The sequence below is a fragment of the Allofrancisella frigidaquae genome (assembly GCF_012222825.1).
GTDB lineage: Bacteria > Pseudomonadota > Gammaproteobacteria > Francisellales > Francisellaceae > Francisella > Francisella frigidaquae.
This window is the reverse complement of the sequence record NZ_CP038017.1, coordinates 1,119,722-1,137,946: the sequence shown is the minus strand read 5'-3', so window position 1 is coordinate 1,137,946 and position 18,225 is coordinate 1,119,722. Positions and strand designations below refer to the sequence as shown.

Genomic DNA, 18,225 nt, shown 5'->3' with positions numbered 1-18,225 from the left:
CTCTATTTTCTATTAATAAAATGCTTCAATCAAATTACTCAATTATAAATAGGGGTTGATCGTATTGAACTGGATCGCCATCTTTAGCAAGGATTTTAATTATTTTTCCAGATTTTTCAGCTTCAATTTTATTCATTATTTTCATCGCTTCGATAATACATAAAACATCACCTTTTTTAACTTCTTGACCTTCTTTAACATATGCAGCTGCATCTGGAGAAGGTGAGCTATAGAAAGTCCCGACCATAGGAGATTTAATTTCTTCACCATTTAATACTTCTTCACTAGCAGATATAGTAGCTGCTGTGTGAGTAGAAGACACTGAAGTTAAGCTAGCTGCTGAGGTTGATGATGCAACAGGAGTTATACTACTTGCAACAGGTGCAGAAACTACACTTGTGGTAGCTGTATTATTCTTTGTCATAAAAATACTAGATCCGCCATCTTTGATTTTTATTTCTTTAATGTCGCTAGAATTAAGAATTTCAGCTACTTTATCTATTGCTTTTAATAAATCCATCTTTTTCTCCTTTAGTATTTATATAATTTATAGCTTCTATTACAGCTAAGGTGTAGCCATTCGTACCAAGACCAAATATGCCTCCATAAGCAATGTCAGAGAGAAGTGACTTAGACCTAAACTTTTCCCTATTATATATATTAGACAAATGTATTTCAATAAAAGGCTTACCTGTAGCTAAAAAGGCATCCCTTATTGCTACACTAGTATGTGTATACGCAGCGGGGTTTATGATAATAAATTTAACAGACGTTTGTTGTATTTTATCGACAATATTACCTTCATGATTGCTTTGAAAAAATTCTAAAGTTAATTTATGTTCTTTAGCTATATTAGAAAGCTCAAAATTTATATCTTCAAGTGTTTTATTGCCATATACATGAGGTTCTCTAGTCCCCAGTAGATTAAGGTTTGGACCATTAATTACTAGTATATCCATTTAAATATTCCTATAACTTTTAATTGCATTAATGCTAATGATTTTTTTATTTTTGGTACAGTAGCAAGTTAGTTTACCACCAAATACACATCCTGTATCTAGGGCTATTATATTTTTGTTACCAGTCACACCTTTAAGTGCAGCCCAGTGACCAAAAATTAAAATTTTGTCTGTGCTAAACTTTTTATGTTTAAATTTAAACCATGGTTCAAACCCATTTGGAATATTTTCGATAGTTGAGCTAAATTTTAGGTCTAGTTCGCCATTTTTCTTTATAGCTCTCATCCTAGTAAAGTAGTTAAGTATACACAGCCATCTTTCTATTCCTTCTAGCTCTTTATTCCACTTTGCAATTTCTTCGTTAAAGAGATTAGCTAGTAGTAATTTTCTTGTAGTTTCATTTTTTAAGATAAATTCAACTTCATTAGCTCTCTTTAGAGCTTTTTTAGGTGACCATATATGTGGAATACCCGCATGTGTTATATAATAATTATCAAGCTTTATTAGAAATTTTTGATTACAAAGCCATTCTTGGATTTCTTTAAGATTAGAAGCGTTTAAAATTTCATCAAAAGTATGCTTGTTATTTGAGGATAAAAAATTATAGCTGATAGCTAAAAATAGTATTTCATGATTTCCTAGGATAAGCTGAGCTCTCTCTTTAAGTGACATAATAAAATTTATTGTTTCAAGTGATTTTGGACCTTTATTTATAATGTCACCAGCAAAAATAAGCTTATCGGTATTTTTATTAAACTTTATTTTTTCTAACAGCAATTGTAGCTCGTCATAGCAGCCTTGTACGTCTCCGATTACATAAGTAGCCATTATTACTCCTAGCTTAAGAAGTTTGCCAAATTAACAAAATCATTAACACTTAGGTTTTCTGCTCTAAGACTTGTATCAATAGGCAAACAGTTAGAGTTAATGTTTCGTTGTTTTAAAATTTCCTTAAGATTATTATGCAGAGTTTTTCGACGTTGTGCAAAGCTTAGCTTTACAAGTTTTTCAAAAAAACCTTGATTTTTTAAGTATGGTTTATCGACTTTGGGCTTTAATCTAATTATTGCTGAATCAACTTTTGGTTTGGGGTAGAAAACTTCTGGTGGAATTTTAAGGATACAACTACAGGTGAAATGATATTGTAAAATAACAGAAAGTCTTCCGTAAACTTTAGTGTTTGGCAGGGATATTATTCTATCAACCATTTCTTTCTGGAGCATAAAGTGAGCATCAACAACTTTGTCACCCAAGGTTATTACTTTAAATAATATTGGAGTAGAAATGTTATAAGGTAAATTGCCAATGAGCTTTATTTTGTTATTTGACGTAGTTAGTTTATCAGTATCAAATTTAAGAAAGTCTTCATTAAAAACTGTAGGTTCGCCATAAGCTTTACAGTTATCCAGTAGTGACTCTATGATTGTACCATCAAATTCAACTACATTAACATTATTCGACTTAGTAAGTAAATGACGGGTTAATGCTCCTAAACCTGGTCCTATTTCTAATACAGTATCATTTTTATTTATGTTAGCTAGTTGAACTATCTTTTGGATAATATTTTCATCTTGTAAGAAATTTTGTCCCAAAAATTTTTTTGCTTTAATTTTATATTGCATGTGACTAACCTATTTAATACAACTCTGGAGTTTGAAGATCACTTTCTAGGATTTCTATGTAAGCGTCATCTTTCATAGAAGTTAGCCAGGTTTTATATATTTGCTGAGCTTTTTCTGAAAAAATAGCTTCTAAAGCTTTTTGTTCTTTTAACTCTTCTGCAGCATTATATTTTTTTGTTTTTGTATATTTTATAATCATCCAAGTTTTTGAATCAGCTTGAAAAACATCGGAAAACTCATCTTCTTTGAGAGTCTGTAGTTTTGCGAAAGCAGCAGGTGGTAGAGAAGGGGGGCTATCTAAAGTTGACACCCAACCGAATTTACCATCTGCATGATCATAATCTTGGTTGAATTTTTCTGCTACTTTAGTGAAATCCTCACCGCTTGATAGAGCAACAAATGCTCTATCAAGAGAACTTTTTGCACCATTCTCAGTCATGCTTCCAACTGCTTTTATAACTATACCGTAGACGTAGTATTTAGTGATTTCTTTACCTAATAAAGGAGCTTGAACATCTATTTTATCGATATAAACCATTTGTATAGTGTTATTTACTATAAAAGGCTTAGATACTTGATTTTGCTTAAGCTTTTTCACCCTTGTCTTATAAATACTCGGTATAGCATCAAATTTAAGAGGATGACTAACTATTCCTCCTATGCTTGCATTGGGAGCTTCTGAGAATTGTTCTACAACATCAGAAAAGCTAATATCACCATTATTAACGGCCATCGCTAGTTTTTTTAGCAAATCAAGTTTATCTTTTTTCGCTTTTTTTGATTCTGGTAAAGCTATGATTAGATTTTTAAGACTATAAGTTTTAATTGGAGACATTTGTCTATCAAATTCTTTTTGATGTTTCTTTATGTATTTTTGAATCTCTTCTGGAGAGACATATACTTGTTGAGCAATAGCTTGTTGTTGTAGTTGGCTAACCATTAGCTGCTCACGTATTTTGTCTTTATATTTACTAAACGACATACCAGATGCTTCTAGATTTAACTTTAGCGAATCTATGGACATATTATTCTTAGTGGCTACTTCTTGTATGGCAGAATTTAACTGCTGCTCTGATATTGTAATGTTATTTTGTTCAGCTAGTTGAATTAATACGCTTTGAGATATTAAATCTTGGAGCGCACGTCTTTTTATAGCTAGGTCATCTGGGTTGAATTGAGTTATCTGTGGATTGCTAGCTTGGAGTTTTTGAACCTCTTGGTTAAGTTCAAGTGAGGTTATGGGTTTATTGTTTACTATAGCAATAGTTTTGTTGACGAGGTTTTTTTTGTTAGAGTCCTGGGAAGAAGTTGTACTTGTTTCATTATTGTTACCAAAACTTGAGTTAAAAGAATTTTGGAACAAATTAGATGCTATATCTGCATAACCATTATAAAAAAAAATAGATAAAAAGCTTATGGAAATAAGAAGTTTTTTTATCATGATTTTGCGCCTCCCCATTCACCTGGTTCATAGCCATTTATTTGACTTAAACGAGAAGCAATATTGCTGCTACTACCAACGCTTCCTAGGCCTTTTAGCTCAAACTCAAGCATATAGGAGTTAACTAAATTTCCTAATTTTTGAGGATCATTTGGATCAGAGTTTGTATATGCACTTTTTTGCCATAGTGCTCTAACAGCCCAAGATTTATCGTTGTATTGCAGACCAACAAATGCATCTGCTAACTGGTTTTGCTGGAAATTGTAGTTCCACAACCCTGCTATTGCCCAGCTATCATTTAGGTTGATTATGGTTGAAAGGGTTACAGTTTCTTGCGGTGTTGGTTTTACACCGTTGTTAATTTGGTCTTGAGTTAGAGAGTTCCAGTTGTTAGCAATGTTGTTGTATGAAACATTAAAGATATTCTCACCCTCATCTTTGTAAGAAAGTTGATACACTTGGTAATCAACATTTTGCTGTTGAATGCGGTAATTAATCTGAGCAGATAAGTAAATATTTTTCATTATCTGGTACTCAAATGACGACATAATAGGAGAAAATGTTTCTTTTGCAAATACATCTGTCATTTCTGGGTTATTACATGTTGAATTACCTTGACAAAGCGTAACCATTCTATCAGCAAAGTACATCATCTGACCAATCTTAGCTGATGCTAGAGTAGAGCCGTCTTCTTGGTTAATCGTTGTTGACTCTAGAGCGTATGTAAGCTGATTGGCGTTGTTTATTCTGTCGTGCCCTGTAAACCTATTTACCTGGAACATCTGCATATATTGCTCGTTTTGTAAACTGGTGTCAAATAAAGGTATATCAGTTTGGTTTTGATAAGGAATATAGGTATAAAATAGTCTAGGTTGTAAAGTTTGTGTGTAAGCACCTTCTTTTGTTGTGTATTCGCGATCAAAGTATAATCCAGAATCAATGTTAAAAATAGGTAGGATACTTGTAACGTTATTTTTACTAAATTTTATAGTATCTGTTGGTTTATTATTTAGCTGGTAATAACGTATAGGCACTTCTAAAGAAGGAGTTAAATATCCCCAAGTTTCTGAAAAATTACCAGTGATTTTAGGTGATTCATATCCTCTAAAAGCGTTTACGTTTGTTCCTATATTTGTTAGGCTTTGGCTAGGGTTTATTGGGTATGCTGATTTATAGAAATAAGTATTTAATGTTTCAATACTTAGGCTTACAGAGTCAGGAGTATAACCATCAGCTGTGGCATTGAACTTTATTTCTGGTAGTTTAGCATAAGGTATGTTTGCAAGGTTCATCTCTGGATTAACTACACCATAGTATAATGCGGTTAATCCTGCGGTTATATTCTCATTGCTATAGTTTAGGTCAAATTCTCTATCTAAAAGGGTTTTTGTAACTAGGTTAATATTACCTACAGAGAAATCATCATAGTAATCTTTATCACTGACGTAGTCATACTTTAGTCTTGTAGTGATACCATTACCAAAATCACCACTATTTGAGAAAGTAAAAGCTCCTCTCATCGTATGAGTTTGGAAATCGTAAGGTACTATTGAGCCTTCAAATTGCCCCTGAAAAATATCAGTCATGTATCTGAAGGTACCATTTTCCATCAGACCACGTTTTAACCAAAAAACTGTCTCAAGCAATAAATCATAATTTGGTGCTAAGTTGAAATAATATGGTATTGCAACCCCGTATCCAGAAAGTTGACTATTAACGAAGTTTGGAGTTAAGAAACCAGATTTTCTTTTGTTACTTATAGGATATGAAAAATAAGGGATGTACATAACCGGTATATCTTTAATTTTAAAGAAGCCATCTTTAACATAAGCCATTTCTTTACCAGTATCAATATTAATATTTTTTCCGGTTATCTTCCAAGCGTTATCAGTAGGATCACCAGAAGTCAGATAAGCATCTTCCATTATTAAGTTATCTTGGTCTTCTTTTTCAAAAGTTTTTGCATAACCTCTTAAGTGTCCACTAAAGTGTTCTTTATTATACATAAGCGTATTTGGCACTTCTCTAGCCATTCTAAAGTATGTTTCACCAGCACTATAAGTGCCATCATTGGTGTTAGCAGCAAGCTCTTTTGTGCGGATAACTATACCAGTAGATGGTTGTCTAGCAATCACATCACCAGTCATTACGATTGATTGGATAGAGTTTTTATCAGTGTTAAAACTAACTATAGCATCATCACTATACATTTCTTGGTCACACTGTAATACTTCTACGTTTCCAGAAGCTATAAGTGTCCCATCTGTATCATACTCAGCATCTTCATAACTAAGTTCTGTTTTTTTAGATTCACATAAAGACTTGGTAAAAGCACTGTCATTATTATAGTAGCCACCAACAAAAGTTTTCGCTTGTGGGACCCACCCTAAGTCATCTGACAGGGCTTTTTGTTTTTCTTCTGGTTTTAATTTTTCATCAAAGACGTTCGCTGGCTGTTTAACTCGGTCACATTTCCATTCATTGTCTACAATTTTACAGCTCCAGTCCTCTTTTATAGGGTTTTCGTTCATAATTCTCGCAGCATGGCCAGACGCTGTAATAAATACAGTGCCAAAGCTAACCCACAGATATTTATGAATACCCTTTAACATATTGATTTTAGGAGCCTTTTTGTTGAGTTTTAAAAAATAACCATGATATTATATCTGTATTTGCTACATATTTCTATGTTAAATTTGGAAGGTATAGGAATAGTTTTATCTTGGATTTATAAAAAATGAATATAGAAGTTTATCTATCAAAAATATTCGCAAAAGCTTTTCAAAAGTTAAATTATGGGGAAAGTTTTGCCAAAGTTGTTGTCTCAACTCGTGAGGGAATAGGACATTTTCAATGCAATGGAGCTATGCCTTTAGCTAAATTTGCAAAAAAGCCACCATTTGTAATTGCTCAAGAGATTATTGAATGTATAGAACAAAAGGATATTTTTAGCAAAATTGAAATAGCAAAGCCAGGCTTTATAAATATCACGCTTTGTCCAAACTTTTTGTCTAAGGTTGTAAATGATTTTTTTAAAACAAATAGCTTTGGGGTAGAGAGTAATCCTAATCCCAAAAAAATAGTTCTAGACTTTGGTGGACCAAACGTTGCAAAACCTATGCACGTTGGGCATATAAGGTCAGCTTTATTAGGAGATGCTTTACAAAGGCTTTACCGTTTTTGTGGTGATGAAGTTATTTCTGATGTGCATTTGGGAGATTGGGGTACTCAAATGGGTATGCTTATAGAAGAAATAAAGTTACGCTCTCCGGAGCTAACTTATTTTGATAAAGAATATACTAAAGAGTATCCTAAAAAATCACCTGTAACAGTCGCTGAGTTAGCACAAATATATCCACAAGCCTCAAAAAGATGTAAGTCTGACATGAGTGAAATGGAAAAAGCAAGGCAAGCTACTTTTGAACTACAGCAAGGTAGAAGAGGTTATGTTGCCTTATGGAAACATTTTGTAAGGATTTCTATAGAGGCTGTTAAGAAGGATTTTCAAGAGCTTGATATAAATTTTGATCTCTGGTTGGGTGAGAGTGATGCTAATAAGTATGTGGGTGAAATGGTAGAGTACCTAAAATCTAAAGATTTTATGTATGAAGACGAAGGTGCTTGGGTGATAGACACAGGCAAACAAGATACGCCACCACTTATTATTGTAAAAAGTGATGGTGGTATTATGTATGGTACTACAGATTTGGCAACATTATGGCAGCGTAATAAAGATTTTGACCCTGATAAGGTAGTTTATGTTGTAGATAAAAGACAGTCTCTGCACTTTAAACAAGTATTTAGCGTAGCTCAAAAGACCAATATAGTTAACACTAAGTGTCAGCTAGAGCATATTGCTTTTGGTACGGTAAATGGAAAAGATGGCAAACCTTTTAAAACCAGAGAAGGTGGCGTAATGCATTTATCCGACTTAATATCACAAGCCAAAATATGTGCTAGGCAAAGGATGCCGGAAGAAAATGATGAAGAGGTTATAAATCAAGTAGCTATGGCAACAATTAAGTTTGGTGATTTAGTGAATAATTATTCAAACGATTATATATTTGATTTAGAAAAGTTCGCACAATACGAAGGTAAAACTGGACCTTATCTTTTATACACAGCTGTTAGAGCAAAATCCATAATTAGAAAAGTATTCGGTGATGAGTATAATTTACAAGATTTGGTTAAAGACTATAATGTTTCTGCTGCTACTAATGAATATGAGGAGAAGCTTCAGCTTCAACTTATACAGTTTCCAATGGCTATAACTAGAGCTTATGATACTTCCCAACCTCACATTATTTGTGAGTTTGCATATTCTTTGGCAAATATTTTTAATAAATTTTATGCTAATTGTCCTATTACTAATATCACGGATCAGGAAATACAAGATGCACGACTAGCACTTTGTGTAGCTATGGTTAAAGCGATGAGTATAGCATTAGGTGTGCTAGGTATATCGATACCAGAAAGGATGTAGTTTATGGAACTGTTGAAAACTAAAATTATACAACACTAATTGTGTTAAAAATATTCTCAAAATGCTCATTTACTACATGTAAACTGCGCTTTTTCAAATATTTTTGCCTTATTATTATTTGCCTAATTTCAGCTTTCAACAGTCCCTTTATTTATTTTTTATCTCAGCTAAGATCCGATGATAATTTGTATAACGTAGCCTATTTATATTACCATTTTTTAGATGCTTAACTATTTCACATCCTTTTGAGTTTTCTTCATGAGAGCAATTTCTAAATTGACACATACCTTTGTATTTTTTGAAATCCAAAAAGCCATCAAAAAGTTCTTCCTGGGAGATATTCCATAGACCAAACTCTCGAATACCGGGAGAATCGATAATAGCGGTGGTTTCATTTATTTCATATAGCGTGGAACAGGTGGTAGTGTGGCGCCCTTTTTTTGTTGAGTCAGATACTTGACTTGTAATTGTAACTTGTTCACCCAGAATAGTATTTAAAGTTTCAGATTTACCAACTCCTGATTGACCTAAAAATATAGAAGTTTTACCATTCAGGGTATGTAGTAGATTTTTCATGCCAATATTATCTTTTGCTGATATATATAAGATTTTATAGCCAATTAAGCTATAAATTTCAGTTAACTGTTGTATAAGTTGTTTGTCTAATTCGCTTTGGTTATCAATCTTATTTATAACTATAACGGGTGTAATCTCACTACTATGTATAGCTGCTAGGTATCTATCTATATAGTGTTCAACAGGGGCTGGAGAGTGAGAAATAATTATAATAGCTTGATCTATATTTGCAGCTATATTTTTATTTTTACGTTGATAGGAGTTAGGGCGAGATATAAGATTTCTTCTTTCTAGAAGATCAATTATTATGTAAGTTGTATCTAAATAATCAACGATTACATTATCTCCAACCGTTAATTCTCCTTTCAAGTGGCTTCTTAATAGACAGGAAACCTTTTGATTATCTTCTAATTTAACAATAAGATTGCCACCAAAGTTGGTTATAATTTTTCCTTGCTGTTTCAAAAAATATTATTCAAAGTATTAATCTAAGGTTTTTTAATTATAAACTTCTTTTACTAAATTTGCTTCGCAAAAATAAGTTATTTGAATAAAAACGCTATCTTTGTTACTATCAGTAAAGGGGAACTATTTGTTCACGAAGTTTTGTTAAGGAGAAAAAATGAAAAAATTTAAACTACTATCTTTAGTCGTATTAGCTGGTTTTTCTGTTAGTTCAGCATATGCAGAAGGTGCTAAAAATGCACCAGAAGACAAACTATCACCAGTAGGCTACTGGGTTCAGTTTGATGAGGATAAGGATGCTGGGATTGGTAAAGTTCAAGGTGTTGTACATTCTTATTTTGCTAAAAATAATAAATATGGAAATAAAGATACACTTGAGATGGAAATAGTTGTACCAATTATGGATGTTATTAACAACAAGATTGTACCCGCCCAGGTTCATTGCGATATTTGTGGTAAGGGAGATGTTAATGGCTTTAAATATAATTACACTAGTTCAAACGATAATTTGATGCAGGGTCTTGTTTTTGCTGGAAACTTGCAGCCTCAGGAAAATACAAATAGTTCTGACAAAAGTCTTGAATTTGATAAAGGTGGGGTGCTAAATCCAAATGACGGTAAAACTTATAATTCTAAAGCTCAAGTGCAGGATGGTGGAGAAACTCTATTTGCCAGAGCATATAAAGGAAGTGGTTGGTACGCTGTTGGTAAAAACGCTCACTGGAAGAGAATTACAGAGGCTCAGTATGAGCAAGTCAAACAAAAATGTGGCTTAAATGAAGAAACAGGTACTTATCCATATACAGATAAAGATGGTAAAGTGACAAATCAAAAATTATTTGAAGAGTGCTATAATTACGATTTTGGGGTAAAGAAACCAGTATAAGTTTTGGCAATACTTAAATTTATTTCTGTGTAAGATAGAGATTTCTTTACTAAATCTCTATAATCTAATTCTAGTAATTTCAAGCAGTTTTTGTCTAAATGAGTAGTTATCGTCAAATAAAAATATTGCCACAAAATTTGGCTAATCAAATAGCAGCGGGTGAAGTAATAGAAAGACCTTCATCTGTAGTTAAAGAGTTAGTCGAGAATGCTATAGATGCTGGAGCATCAAATATTGTTATTGAAATCCAAGATGGTGGCAAATCATTTATACGGATACGAGATAATGGTAATGGTATAACAAAGCAAGATATGGCTTTAGCTTTGGTGGCTCATGCAACCAGCAAAGTTTATACTTTAGAGGAACTTGAGGCGGTTGCAAGTATGGGTTTTCGTGGTGAAGCTTTAGCAAGTATAGCATCAGTCTCAAAATTAAAAATAATTTCTAAGCACATACAAGCACAGGACGCTTGGCAGATTAATAACCACACTAATGAAGTTGTACCAGCAGCTCACATCACAGGAACAACTATAGAAGTTAGTGAACTATTTTATAATACCCCAGCACGCCGTAAATTTTTAAAAAAAGATAACACTGAATTTTTACACGTTTTCGATTTACTAAAAAAATATATGCTGTGTTATTTTGGTGTATCCTTCAAATTTATCCACAATGGCAAAGAAATAAAAAATCTAATAGCTGCTGAAGATATTCAACTTAAATATAACCGTGTACTTGATTTGTACAGTCAAGAGTTTATTGAAAATGCTATTTATATTGATGAGAATGCAGGGGATGCACACTTATGGGGTTGGGTAGCAAGCCCACGTTATAATCGAACTAAAGCTGATATGCAGAGTTTCTATCTTAATGGGCGTATTATCAAAGATAAGATTGTAAGCCATGCGGTGAAAACCGCATATAAGGATGTAATGTATGGTAATAGGTATCCAGCATTTTTACTTTATCTGGATATGGATTATAGAGAGGTTGATGTTAATGTTCATCCTGCTAAGAGTGAAGTTCGGTTTAGGAATCAGCGATTTATTTATGACTTTCTCTTTGGCAAAATTAACAAAGCTATAACTACTAGTGCGGATGTACAAACTAATAATGATGATTTAAATTATAATTTGCAACAAAAGAAAACATCAGTAAATAATCCTCTCAATATTGGTAACATGAGTTTGGATATTTCTATAACTGATACGCAACCAACATCTAAAGTATTTGAATATGCTGTAACTGAAAATAATAATAACAACAATAGTAAAAATGAACTTCATATTAACCAACCTAAGAAAGAAGGTGGGTTGGGTCAAGCGATTTGTCAGATCCATGGTATATATATACTCTCTCAAGTTGATGGTGGAGTTGTGCTTGTAGACATGCATGCAGCACATGAAAGAATACTTTATGAGGAGATGAAAAAAACTTGGCATGCAGATGCTGATAAATTTAAACAGAATTTACTAATGCCTCTAACTTGCCAGCTATCTAGTAATATAGTTGCCACTATTGATGAAAATCTACTAGTTTTTGAAAAGCTAGGTTTTGAGATCTCAATAGTAGCAGATGATGCTGTATTAGTCAGAGCTGTTCCTATATATGTTAAAAATAAAGATATTCATGATTTAATATCTAATGTTGCAACAGAGCTTACATCTTCGGGAAAGACAAAAAGCGTTGAGTTTTATCTAAATCATATCCTTGCAACAGTGTCATGTCATGCTGCTGTCAGAGCAAATGATAAAATTAGTGTACCAGAGATGAATCATCTGCTTAGACAGATGGAAACAGTCGAAAACTCTGGTCAGTGTAACCATGGTAGACCAACTTGGGTAAAGTTATCTTTTAGTCAACTTGATAGTTTCTTTTTGAGAGGTAGGTAACAAAAAACTATTTTGTTGAAAATATTAGTTTTATAGTGTGTAAGTAGAGCACTCTTCACAAGTAAGGGTTGCTATTGATAATTTTCATTAATACATCCTCTAAACGTTTTTCATTTTTTGATAGGTTAGAGCTATATAGTTTACACTGTTAGAAAATGTGGCCTGGAGATAACTTTTCAACACACTTAAACTACAGATTTATATCTTATTGATCTCACTAAATTATTGAGCCTTTCCACTTAACTGTGTAAATTCACTTACATGAATCTCTGAATTCTATGCTCAAACTCGATAGCGAAATAAGGCATAGCCTCATTCCAATATTTAACAGGCATAGACCATTTTTTAGTCAAATAATCTATAGCCAAGTACAAAGATTTGAAAACAGAGTCATCTTTAGGAAATAGCTTTTTATTCTTAATGACTTTCCTAAACTGGCTATTAAGCGATTCAATCGCATTAGTAGTGTAAATAACTTTACGAATTTTTGGAGGATATTGCAAGAATACAGTTAAATTATCCCAATTATTTATCCATGACTTTGAAATTAAAGGATATTTAGTATCATATTTATTTGCAAAGTTATCAAGCTCAGATTGAGCTATTGCAATGGTATCAGCATCATATATTTTCTTTAACTCTCTAGCTACCTCTTTCTTGTCTTTATATGGCACATACTTAAGACTATTACGAATTTGATGAACGATACAAAGCTGATGCTTTGTCTCAGGGTATATAGCTTGTATAGCATCAGACATGCCTTTTAAATTATCAGTACATGCTATAAATATATCCTGTAAGCCTCTATTCTTTAATTCAGTAAAAACACTAAGCCAATATTTAGCACCTTCATTTTGACTGATCCAAAGACCTAATACATCCTTATGACCAGTTAACGATATGCCAAGAGCCACATACACAGCTTTATTAATAATATGCTTGTCTTCTCTAACTTTAACGACTATACAGTCAAAAAACACTATTGGATAAACTGACTCTAAAGGTCTATTTTGCCATGCTTTAACATCATCAATAATAGCTTCTGTAACATCACTTATAAAGCTTGTACTTATCTTTGTATCATATAACTCAAATAACTGTTGTTGGATATCTGTAGTACTCATACCTTTAGCATACAAAGATATAATTTTTTGGTCTAAGCCGTTTATCTTGGTGACTCTTTTGGGAACTATTTGAGGTTCAAAGTCACTATCTCTATCTCGTGGAACTGATATTTCCAAATTACCTGTGTCTGTAGCTAATGTCTTGTTACTATAGCCATTCCTAGCATTTGATGAATTAGTCCTTTGGTGTTTTGAATAACCAAGATGACTATTCATTTCTGCATCTAGTGCTTTTTCTAATAATCGTTTTGTTAGTTGCTTTAGCAAACCATCTTTCTCAAACATTTGATTAATATCAACACCTGAATCTATTATTTGATCTGCAATAGCTGTGTAAATATCTTCTGACTTCTTATTCTTAGACATTGTTTCTATCCTTAATATTTCGCTAGAAATAATCTAGCAGGTTAATTAAGAATTTACACATTTATTTGGAAAGTCCCAAGAATAAATAAACAAAATTTGAGAAAATACAGTAGTTATTTTAAAAGTGATGCGTATCCTGAACAATACTTTGAAGATTTATATAGCTTAGGCAGTATACCAGCATATGATTTAGTACATTATAGTACAAAACCTTTACTTGATGTAACTAAAACCGTTACAAAAGGTCTTTATGATATTGTTACATTTAAGGCCCCATATAATTACCTTTGTAGAAACCAAGAGTTTATAACAATAGATCAAAATTATAAAATGTTATACCTCCATTTGTTTTGGAATAAATTTACTCGTATTTATATATACACTCCATCAACACTTATATACACAGGTTATGAAAAAATGAATAACTTTTTTAAAATAGCTGATTGCGTGAAAGATCATTTTTCAAGAAGAAGAAGGCAAAAACTGTTTCAGCAATTAAATAACTCTGGTATACAAGAAATTGCAAATACTAACTTTAAAATATTAAAAATTCCAAATGCCAATATTATATTACACCGCGATAAATGGTTAAATCCAGACGTATACCAAACTTATGATAGTGTGCATTCTGGTAGTACTCAAATTAAAAACTATTTTCTGAGAATTTCTAATCTAAATGGAAGAAAAATCGAGATCATAATAAATGACATCGCTAAATACGATATAAAATTTTATGACAACCTAGATAACCTACTATATCAAATAGAAAAAGTTGAGCATTTTAAAATGTTATCACATAATTCTAATTCTAGAATCGCAATAGAATATAAAAAGCACAATGATAATGAATATAGATTCGTGGATATACACCACTTATCAACTGCAACAAAATGGTTAACAATGAATAAAGCGTACACTCATCAAAAGTTTATCCAAAAGTTTGACTATTTGATAAACAGATCTATGTCTCTGATTTAAAATATTTCACTTTAAACGTCTAAATTAACAACGTTCAAAGCATTTGACTCAATAAACTCTCTACGTGGTTCTACCTCATCTCCCATCAACGTAGTGAATAAAGCATCAGCCTCTACAGCATCAGCTATAGATACTTGCAGCAAAACTCTATTTTCAGGATCCATAGTAGTTTCCCAAAGCTGTTCTGGGTTCATCTCACCAAGACCTTTATAGCGTTGGACATCATGACCTTTTCTTGCCTCTTTTAATAGCCAATCTATAGCAGCCTCAAAGTCATCAACATACTCTTTACGTCCACCTCTTTCAACATACGCTCCTTTAAATGGTATATCTGATAGAACCTCACCATAGCTAATTAAATATTCGTAATCTTTAGTCATAAAAAAATTATTTTTGACAATATAATCTGTATCGTAACCATTTATATAATGGTTAACACCGTATGAAATCCTTTCTTGACCTTCTGCATCAATATATTTGGATTCTATTAGTTTAAATCTTTCATAAGACAATGCTTTTTGATTACATTTATCAACGATAGCATTCCACCATATTGAAATATCTTCATCGCTACATTTATGGCTATATGACATTACTCTAAGTAATTTTTCTGGATAAATCTTAGCGTATTTTTTTATTACCTTTTCAGACTTTTGGTATAACTCATAATAATTAGCCAATACTTGCCCAGAAATAGCATTACCACCATCAAGATATATAACAGCATTTTCAAGACCTATGTTACCAAGGTATTCTGCTAATGCATCCTCATCTTTGAGATAAGTTTCTTGTTTGCCACGTTTTACTTTGTATAAAGGAGGTTGGGCAATGTATAAATAACCCCTTCTAATCAGCTCTGGCATTTGTCTATAAAAGAATGTCAAAAGTAATGTTCTAATGTGAGATCCATCAACATCAGCATCGGTCATAAGGATAATTTTATGGTATCTCGTTTTATCTGGATTATAATCATCTACACCAATACCACACCCTAAGGCCTTAATTAGAGTACCTACTTCTTGCGAGCCAAGCATTTTATCAAATCGTGCTTTCTCTACATTTAATATTTTACCTTTAAGAGGTAATATAGCTTGGGATTTACGATCACGAGCTTGCTTAGCAGATCCGCCCGCAGAGTCTCCCTCTACTAGGTATAACTCAGACAAAGCAGGGTCTTTTTCTTGACAATCTGCTAGCTTTCCTGGCAAACCAGCTATATCTAAAGCACCTTTACGGCGTGTCATATCACGAGCTTTTCTGGCAGCTTCACGAGCTTTTGCTGAATCTAAAATTTTCTCACAAATTATTTTAGCCTCTTTAGGATTTTCTAATAAAAATTCCTGAAGCTTTTCATTTACTAATGATTCAACAGCTGACTTAACGTCCGAAGAGACTAATTTTTCTTTTGTCTGAGATGAAAATTTTGGATCAGGAACCTTAACTGATAATACAGCTGCTAAACCTTCTCTTGCATCATCACCCGTTAGGTTTACTTTAAGCTTTTTATTCAAGCCCTCTGTTTCGATATAGTTATTCATAGTTCTAGTAACAGCTGCTTTTAAGCCAGATAAGTGAGTACCTCCATCACGCTGGGGAATATTATTGGTAAAGCAAAATATAGATTCTGTGTATGAATCATTCCACTGCAAAGCTAATTCAACTTGGATATCATCTTTTATACCATTTACAGCAATCACATTTTCATGTATAGGTTTCTTGCTTTTATTTAAATATTGAACAAAAGCTATGATTCCACCATCATATTTGAAAATTTCTGATCTATCGTTGATTTTGTCAATCAATTCAATTTTAACTCCAGAATTAAGAAAAGATAATTCTCTAATCCTTTTCATTAATATCTCATAATCAAAATCCACAAATGAAAAGGTCTCTTTGCTTGGCTTAAAAGTTATTGTAGTACCTGTTTTTGTAGTTAGACCAACCTCTTTTAATGGAAATTGTGGCACACCATGAACGTATTCTTGAAAGTGCTCTATACCATTTCTATAAATAGTTAATTTTAAATTTTCTGATAGCGCATTAACCACAGAAACACCAACACCATGTAACCCACCAGATACTTTATAAGAGTTATCATCAAACTTACCGCCAGCATGTAACACTGTTAAAATAACTTCAGCTGCTGAACGCCCTTCTTCTTTATGTATATCTGTAGGTATACCTCTACCGTTATCAGATACTGATACAGAACCATCAGCATTTATGATTACCTTAATGTCATCACAATGTCCAGCTAATGCTTCATCAATAGCATTATCAACAACTTCAAAAACCATATGGTGTAAACCACTACCATCATCTGTATCACCTATATACATTCCAGGTCTTTTTCTTACAGCATCTAAACCCTTAAGTACCTTAATACTCGATGAATCATAAGTTTTGTTTTCTGACATTAATAAGCTCCAAAAAATTTCTCGGTATTCTAAACATAACTAGTTAAGATTATAACACAAATAAATATTTATATTAATTGATTATAATTGTTGTTATTTTTATATCTAACCCAAACGGGTTTTCATTTAAAAAAAAGGTGCTAATATAGATAAGTAAGTTTGGATACTTTACCTAAAAAGTGATTATTTTGAGCAACAAAAGCAGAAATATCATAATTATAGTGGTTATTTTTTTTACCATATCGGTAAGCTTTTTATTAGGAAGGTTAACTAGTCCCATAGCAACAAAATCAATTCGTGAAAATGAATTAAAGATCCTAGAAAAAGGTAAAGTTTCTCAAACTCCTGAGAATAGCATAAACTGTCGTCCAGGTATAAATACTAAGGTGGATAATTATGTAATTGGTTATGGTAGCCTTATGAACAAAGACTCAAGAGGATTAACAATACCAAATTCTGAATATGCTCCTCCTGTACTAGTAAATGGTTTTGAGAGAATTTGGGCTTCTCGTGGTGAAAAATCTAGAGCAACGTTTTTATTAGCCATACCAAATAAAGGTTATACCATGAATGCCATTTACTACAAAGCTTCTGCTAATGATATATTAGCTACAGATTTGCGTGAAGCTTCATACTGTAGAGTTAAAATCCCGCGTAAAGATATTTTACCACTAGGTGTTAAAAGTTTACCTAAGGGTAACTTTTGGATGTATGTTAAAGACTTTAAAGACGCTGAATTTCCCAACAAAGATTTCCCTATACTACAAACTTATGCTGACGTATTTATGACAGGATGTTTGCAAACACAAGCTGCTTATCGTCTTAGTGAATTTGGACAACTATGTTTTGACACTACTTACAATTGGGATCTAGCAAACTGGCTGTATGATAGACCGAACCCTCAATACGCACGATATTCTGCAGATACAGAAAAATACCGTTCAAAAATAGACCAAATCATCAAACGAATCGATTATAATGATGATTTAATAAAAAAACGTCAAGCACTTTAAAAT

General features: G+C 32.6%; 14 protein-coding genes. 5 read left to right on the top strand and 9 right to left on the bottom strand.

Going from position 1 to position 18,225, the window contains the following annotated elements:
• Positions 1–34: 34 nt before the first annotated feature.
• Genes accB through E3E15_RS05270 form a run of 6 tightly spaced genes read right to left on the bottom strand, consistent with a single transcriptional unit; the run spans position 35 to position 6,634 of the window.
• Positions 35–520 carry an acetyl-CoA carboxylase biotin carboxyl carrier protein gene (gene accB, locus E3E15_RS05295; RefSeq protein WP_172106872.1) on the bottom strand — a complete coding sequence of 162 codons (486 nt, stop codon included), beginning with the start codon at positions 518–520 and terminating at the stop codon, positions 35–37.
• Complete coding sequence (gene aroQ, locus E3E15_RS05290) at positions 495–959, bottom strand: type II 3-dehydroquinate dehydratase (protein WP_172106871.1); 465 nt, start codon at positions 957–959, stop codon at positions 495–497. The genes accB and aroQ overlap by 26 nt, the downstream gene beginning before the upstream one ends.
• On the bottom strand, positions 960–1,787 hold the full coding sequence (locus E3E15_RS05285) for a symmetrical bis(5'-nucleosyl)-tetraphosphatase (protein ID WP_035719644.1): 828 nt from the start codon (positions 1,785–1,787) through the stop codon (positions 960–962).
• A gap of 8 nt (positions 1,788–1,795) precedes the next feature.
• A complete protein-coding gene (rsmA, locus tag E3E15_RS05280) occupies positions 1,796–2,581 on the bottom strand; it encodes a 16S rRNA (adenine(1518)-N(6)/adenine(1519)-N(6))-dimethyltransferase RsmA (RefSeq protein ID WP_172106870.1) in 786 nt (261 codons plus the stop codon).
• Between the two features lie 13 nt (positions 2,582–2,594).
• Positions 2,595–4,019, bottom strand: coding sequence for a SurA N-terminal domain-containing protein (locus E3E15_RS05275; RefSeq protein ID WP_172107239.1), 1,425 nt, complete (start codon positions 4,017–4,019; stop codon positions 2,595–2,597).
• Positions 4,019–6,634: an LPS-assembly protein LptD gene (locus tag E3E15_RS05270; RefSeq protein WP_172106869.1), complete on the bottom strand. Its 2,616-nt coding sequence runs from the start codon at positions 6,632–6,634 to the stop codon at positions 4,019–4,021. The genes E3E15_RS05275 and E3E15_RS05270 overlap by 1 nt, the downstream gene beginning before the upstream one ends.
• 125 nt (positions 6,635–6,759) lie before the next feature.
• Between E3E15_RS05270 and argS the strand changes: the two genes are divergently transcribed.
• Positions 6,760–8,505: an arginine--tRNA ligase gene (gene argS, locus E3E15_RS05265; RefSeq protein ID WP_172106868.1), complete on the top strand. Its 1,746-nt coding sequence runs from the start codon at positions 6,760–6,762 to the stop codon at positions 8,503–8,505.
• Positions 8,506–8,652: 147 nt separating this feature from the next.
• Here the strand turns inward: argS and rsgA are convergent, their stop codons facing one another.
• Positions 8,653–9,546 (bottom strand): ribosome small subunit-dependent GTPase A, encoded by an 894-nt coding sequence (gene rsgA / locus E3E15_RS05260; protein WP_172106867.1) that lies wholly within the window; start codon positions 9,544–9,546, stop codon positions 8,653–8,655.
• 157 nt (positions 9,547–9,703) lie between these two features.
• On the opposite strand from rsgA, the gene E3E15_RS05255 reads away from it, so the two are divergent.
• Positions 9,704–10,432, top strand: a complete 729-nt coding sequence (locus E3E15_RS05255) for a DUF2147 domain-containing protein (RefSeq protein ID WP_172106866.1) — start codon at positions 9,704–9,706, stop codon at positions 10,430–10,432.
• A 98-nt stretch (positions 10,433–10,530) separates the two neighbouring features.
• A complete protein-coding gene (mutL, locus tag E3E15_RS05250; RefSeq protein WP_172106865.1) occupies positions 10,531–12,324 on the top strand; it encodes a DNA mismatch repair endonuclease MutL in 1,794 nt (597 codons plus the stop codon).
• A 257-nt stretch (positions 12,325–12,581) separates the two neighbouring features.
• Here the strand turns inward: mutL and E3E15_RS05245 are convergent, their stop codons facing one another.
• Positions 12,582–13,814: an IS256 family transposase gene (locus E3E15_RS05245; protein WP_172106156.1), complete on the bottom strand. Its 1,233-nt coding sequence runs from the start codon at positions 13,812–13,814 to the stop codon at positions 12,582–12,584.
• Between the two features lie 96 nt (positions 13,815–13,910).
• On the opposite strand from E3E15_RS05245, the gene E3E15_RS05240 reads away from it, so the two are divergent.
• Entirely contained in the window at positions 13,911–14,792 is an 882-nt protein-coding gene (locus E3E15_RS05240; RefSeq protein ID WP_172106864.1) for a hypothetical protein, read from the top strand.
• Between the two features lie 11 nt (positions 14,793–14,803).
• On the opposite strand, the gene gyrB is transcribed toward E3E15_RS05240, so the two are convergent.
• The gene (gene gyrB / locus E3E15_RS05235) at positions 14,804–17,209 is read right to left on the bottom strand and encodes a DNA topoisomerase (ATP-hydrolyzing) subunit B (RefSeq protein WP_172106863.1); all 2,406 of its coding nucleotides are present in this window, start codon (positions 17,207–17,209) and stop codon (positions 14,804–14,806) included.
• Between the two features lie 212 nt (positions 17,210–17,421).
• On the opposite strand from gyrB, the gene chaC reads away from it, so the two are divergent.
• Entirely contained in the window at positions 17,422–18,222 is an 801-nt protein-coding gene (gene chaC, locus E3E15_RS05230; RefSeq protein ID WP_209451693.1) for a gamma-glutamylcyclotransferase ChaC, read from the top strand.
• The last annotated feature ends 3 nt before the right edge of the window (positions 18,223–18,225 follow it).

Coding starts and splice junctions, on each gene's coding strand:
- E3E15_RS05245 (WP_172106156.1), bottom strand. CDS start 13,814: ATGTCTAAGAATAAGAAGTCAGAAGATATTTACACAGCTATTGCAGAT.
- E3E15_RS05255 (WP_172106866.1), top strand. CDS start 9,704: ATGAAAAAATTTAAACTACTATCTTTAGTCGTATTAGCTGGTTTTTCT.
- E3E15_RS05270 (WP_172106869.1), bottom strand. CDS start 6,634: ATGTTAAAGGGTATTCATAAATATCTGTGGGTTAGCTTTGGCACTGTA.
- mutL (WP_172106865.1), top strand. CDS start 10,531: ATGAGTAGTTATCGTCAAATAAAAATATTGCCACAAAATTTGGCTAAT.
- rsmA (WP_172106870.1), bottom strand. CDS start 2,581: ATGCAATATAAAATTAAAGCAAAAAAATTTTTGGGACAAAATTTCTTA.
- gyrB (WP_172106863.1), bottom strand. CDS start 17,209: ATGTCAGAAAACAAAACTTATGATTCATCGAGTATTAAGGTACTTAAG.
- argS (WP_172106868.1), top strand. CDS start 6,760: ATGAATATAGAAGTTTATCTATCAAAAATATTCGCAAAAGCTTTTCAA.
- accB (WP_172106872.1), bottom strand. CDS start 520: ATGGATTTATTAAAAGCAATAGATAAAGTAGCTGAAATTCTTAATTCT.
- E3E15_RS05285 (WP_035719644.1), bottom strand. CDS start 1,787: ATGGCTACTTATGTAATCGGAGACGTACAAGGCTGCTATGACGAGCTA.
- aroQ (WP_172106871.1), bottom strand. CDS start 959: ATGGATATACTAGTAATTAATGGTCCAAACCTTAATCTACTGGGGACT.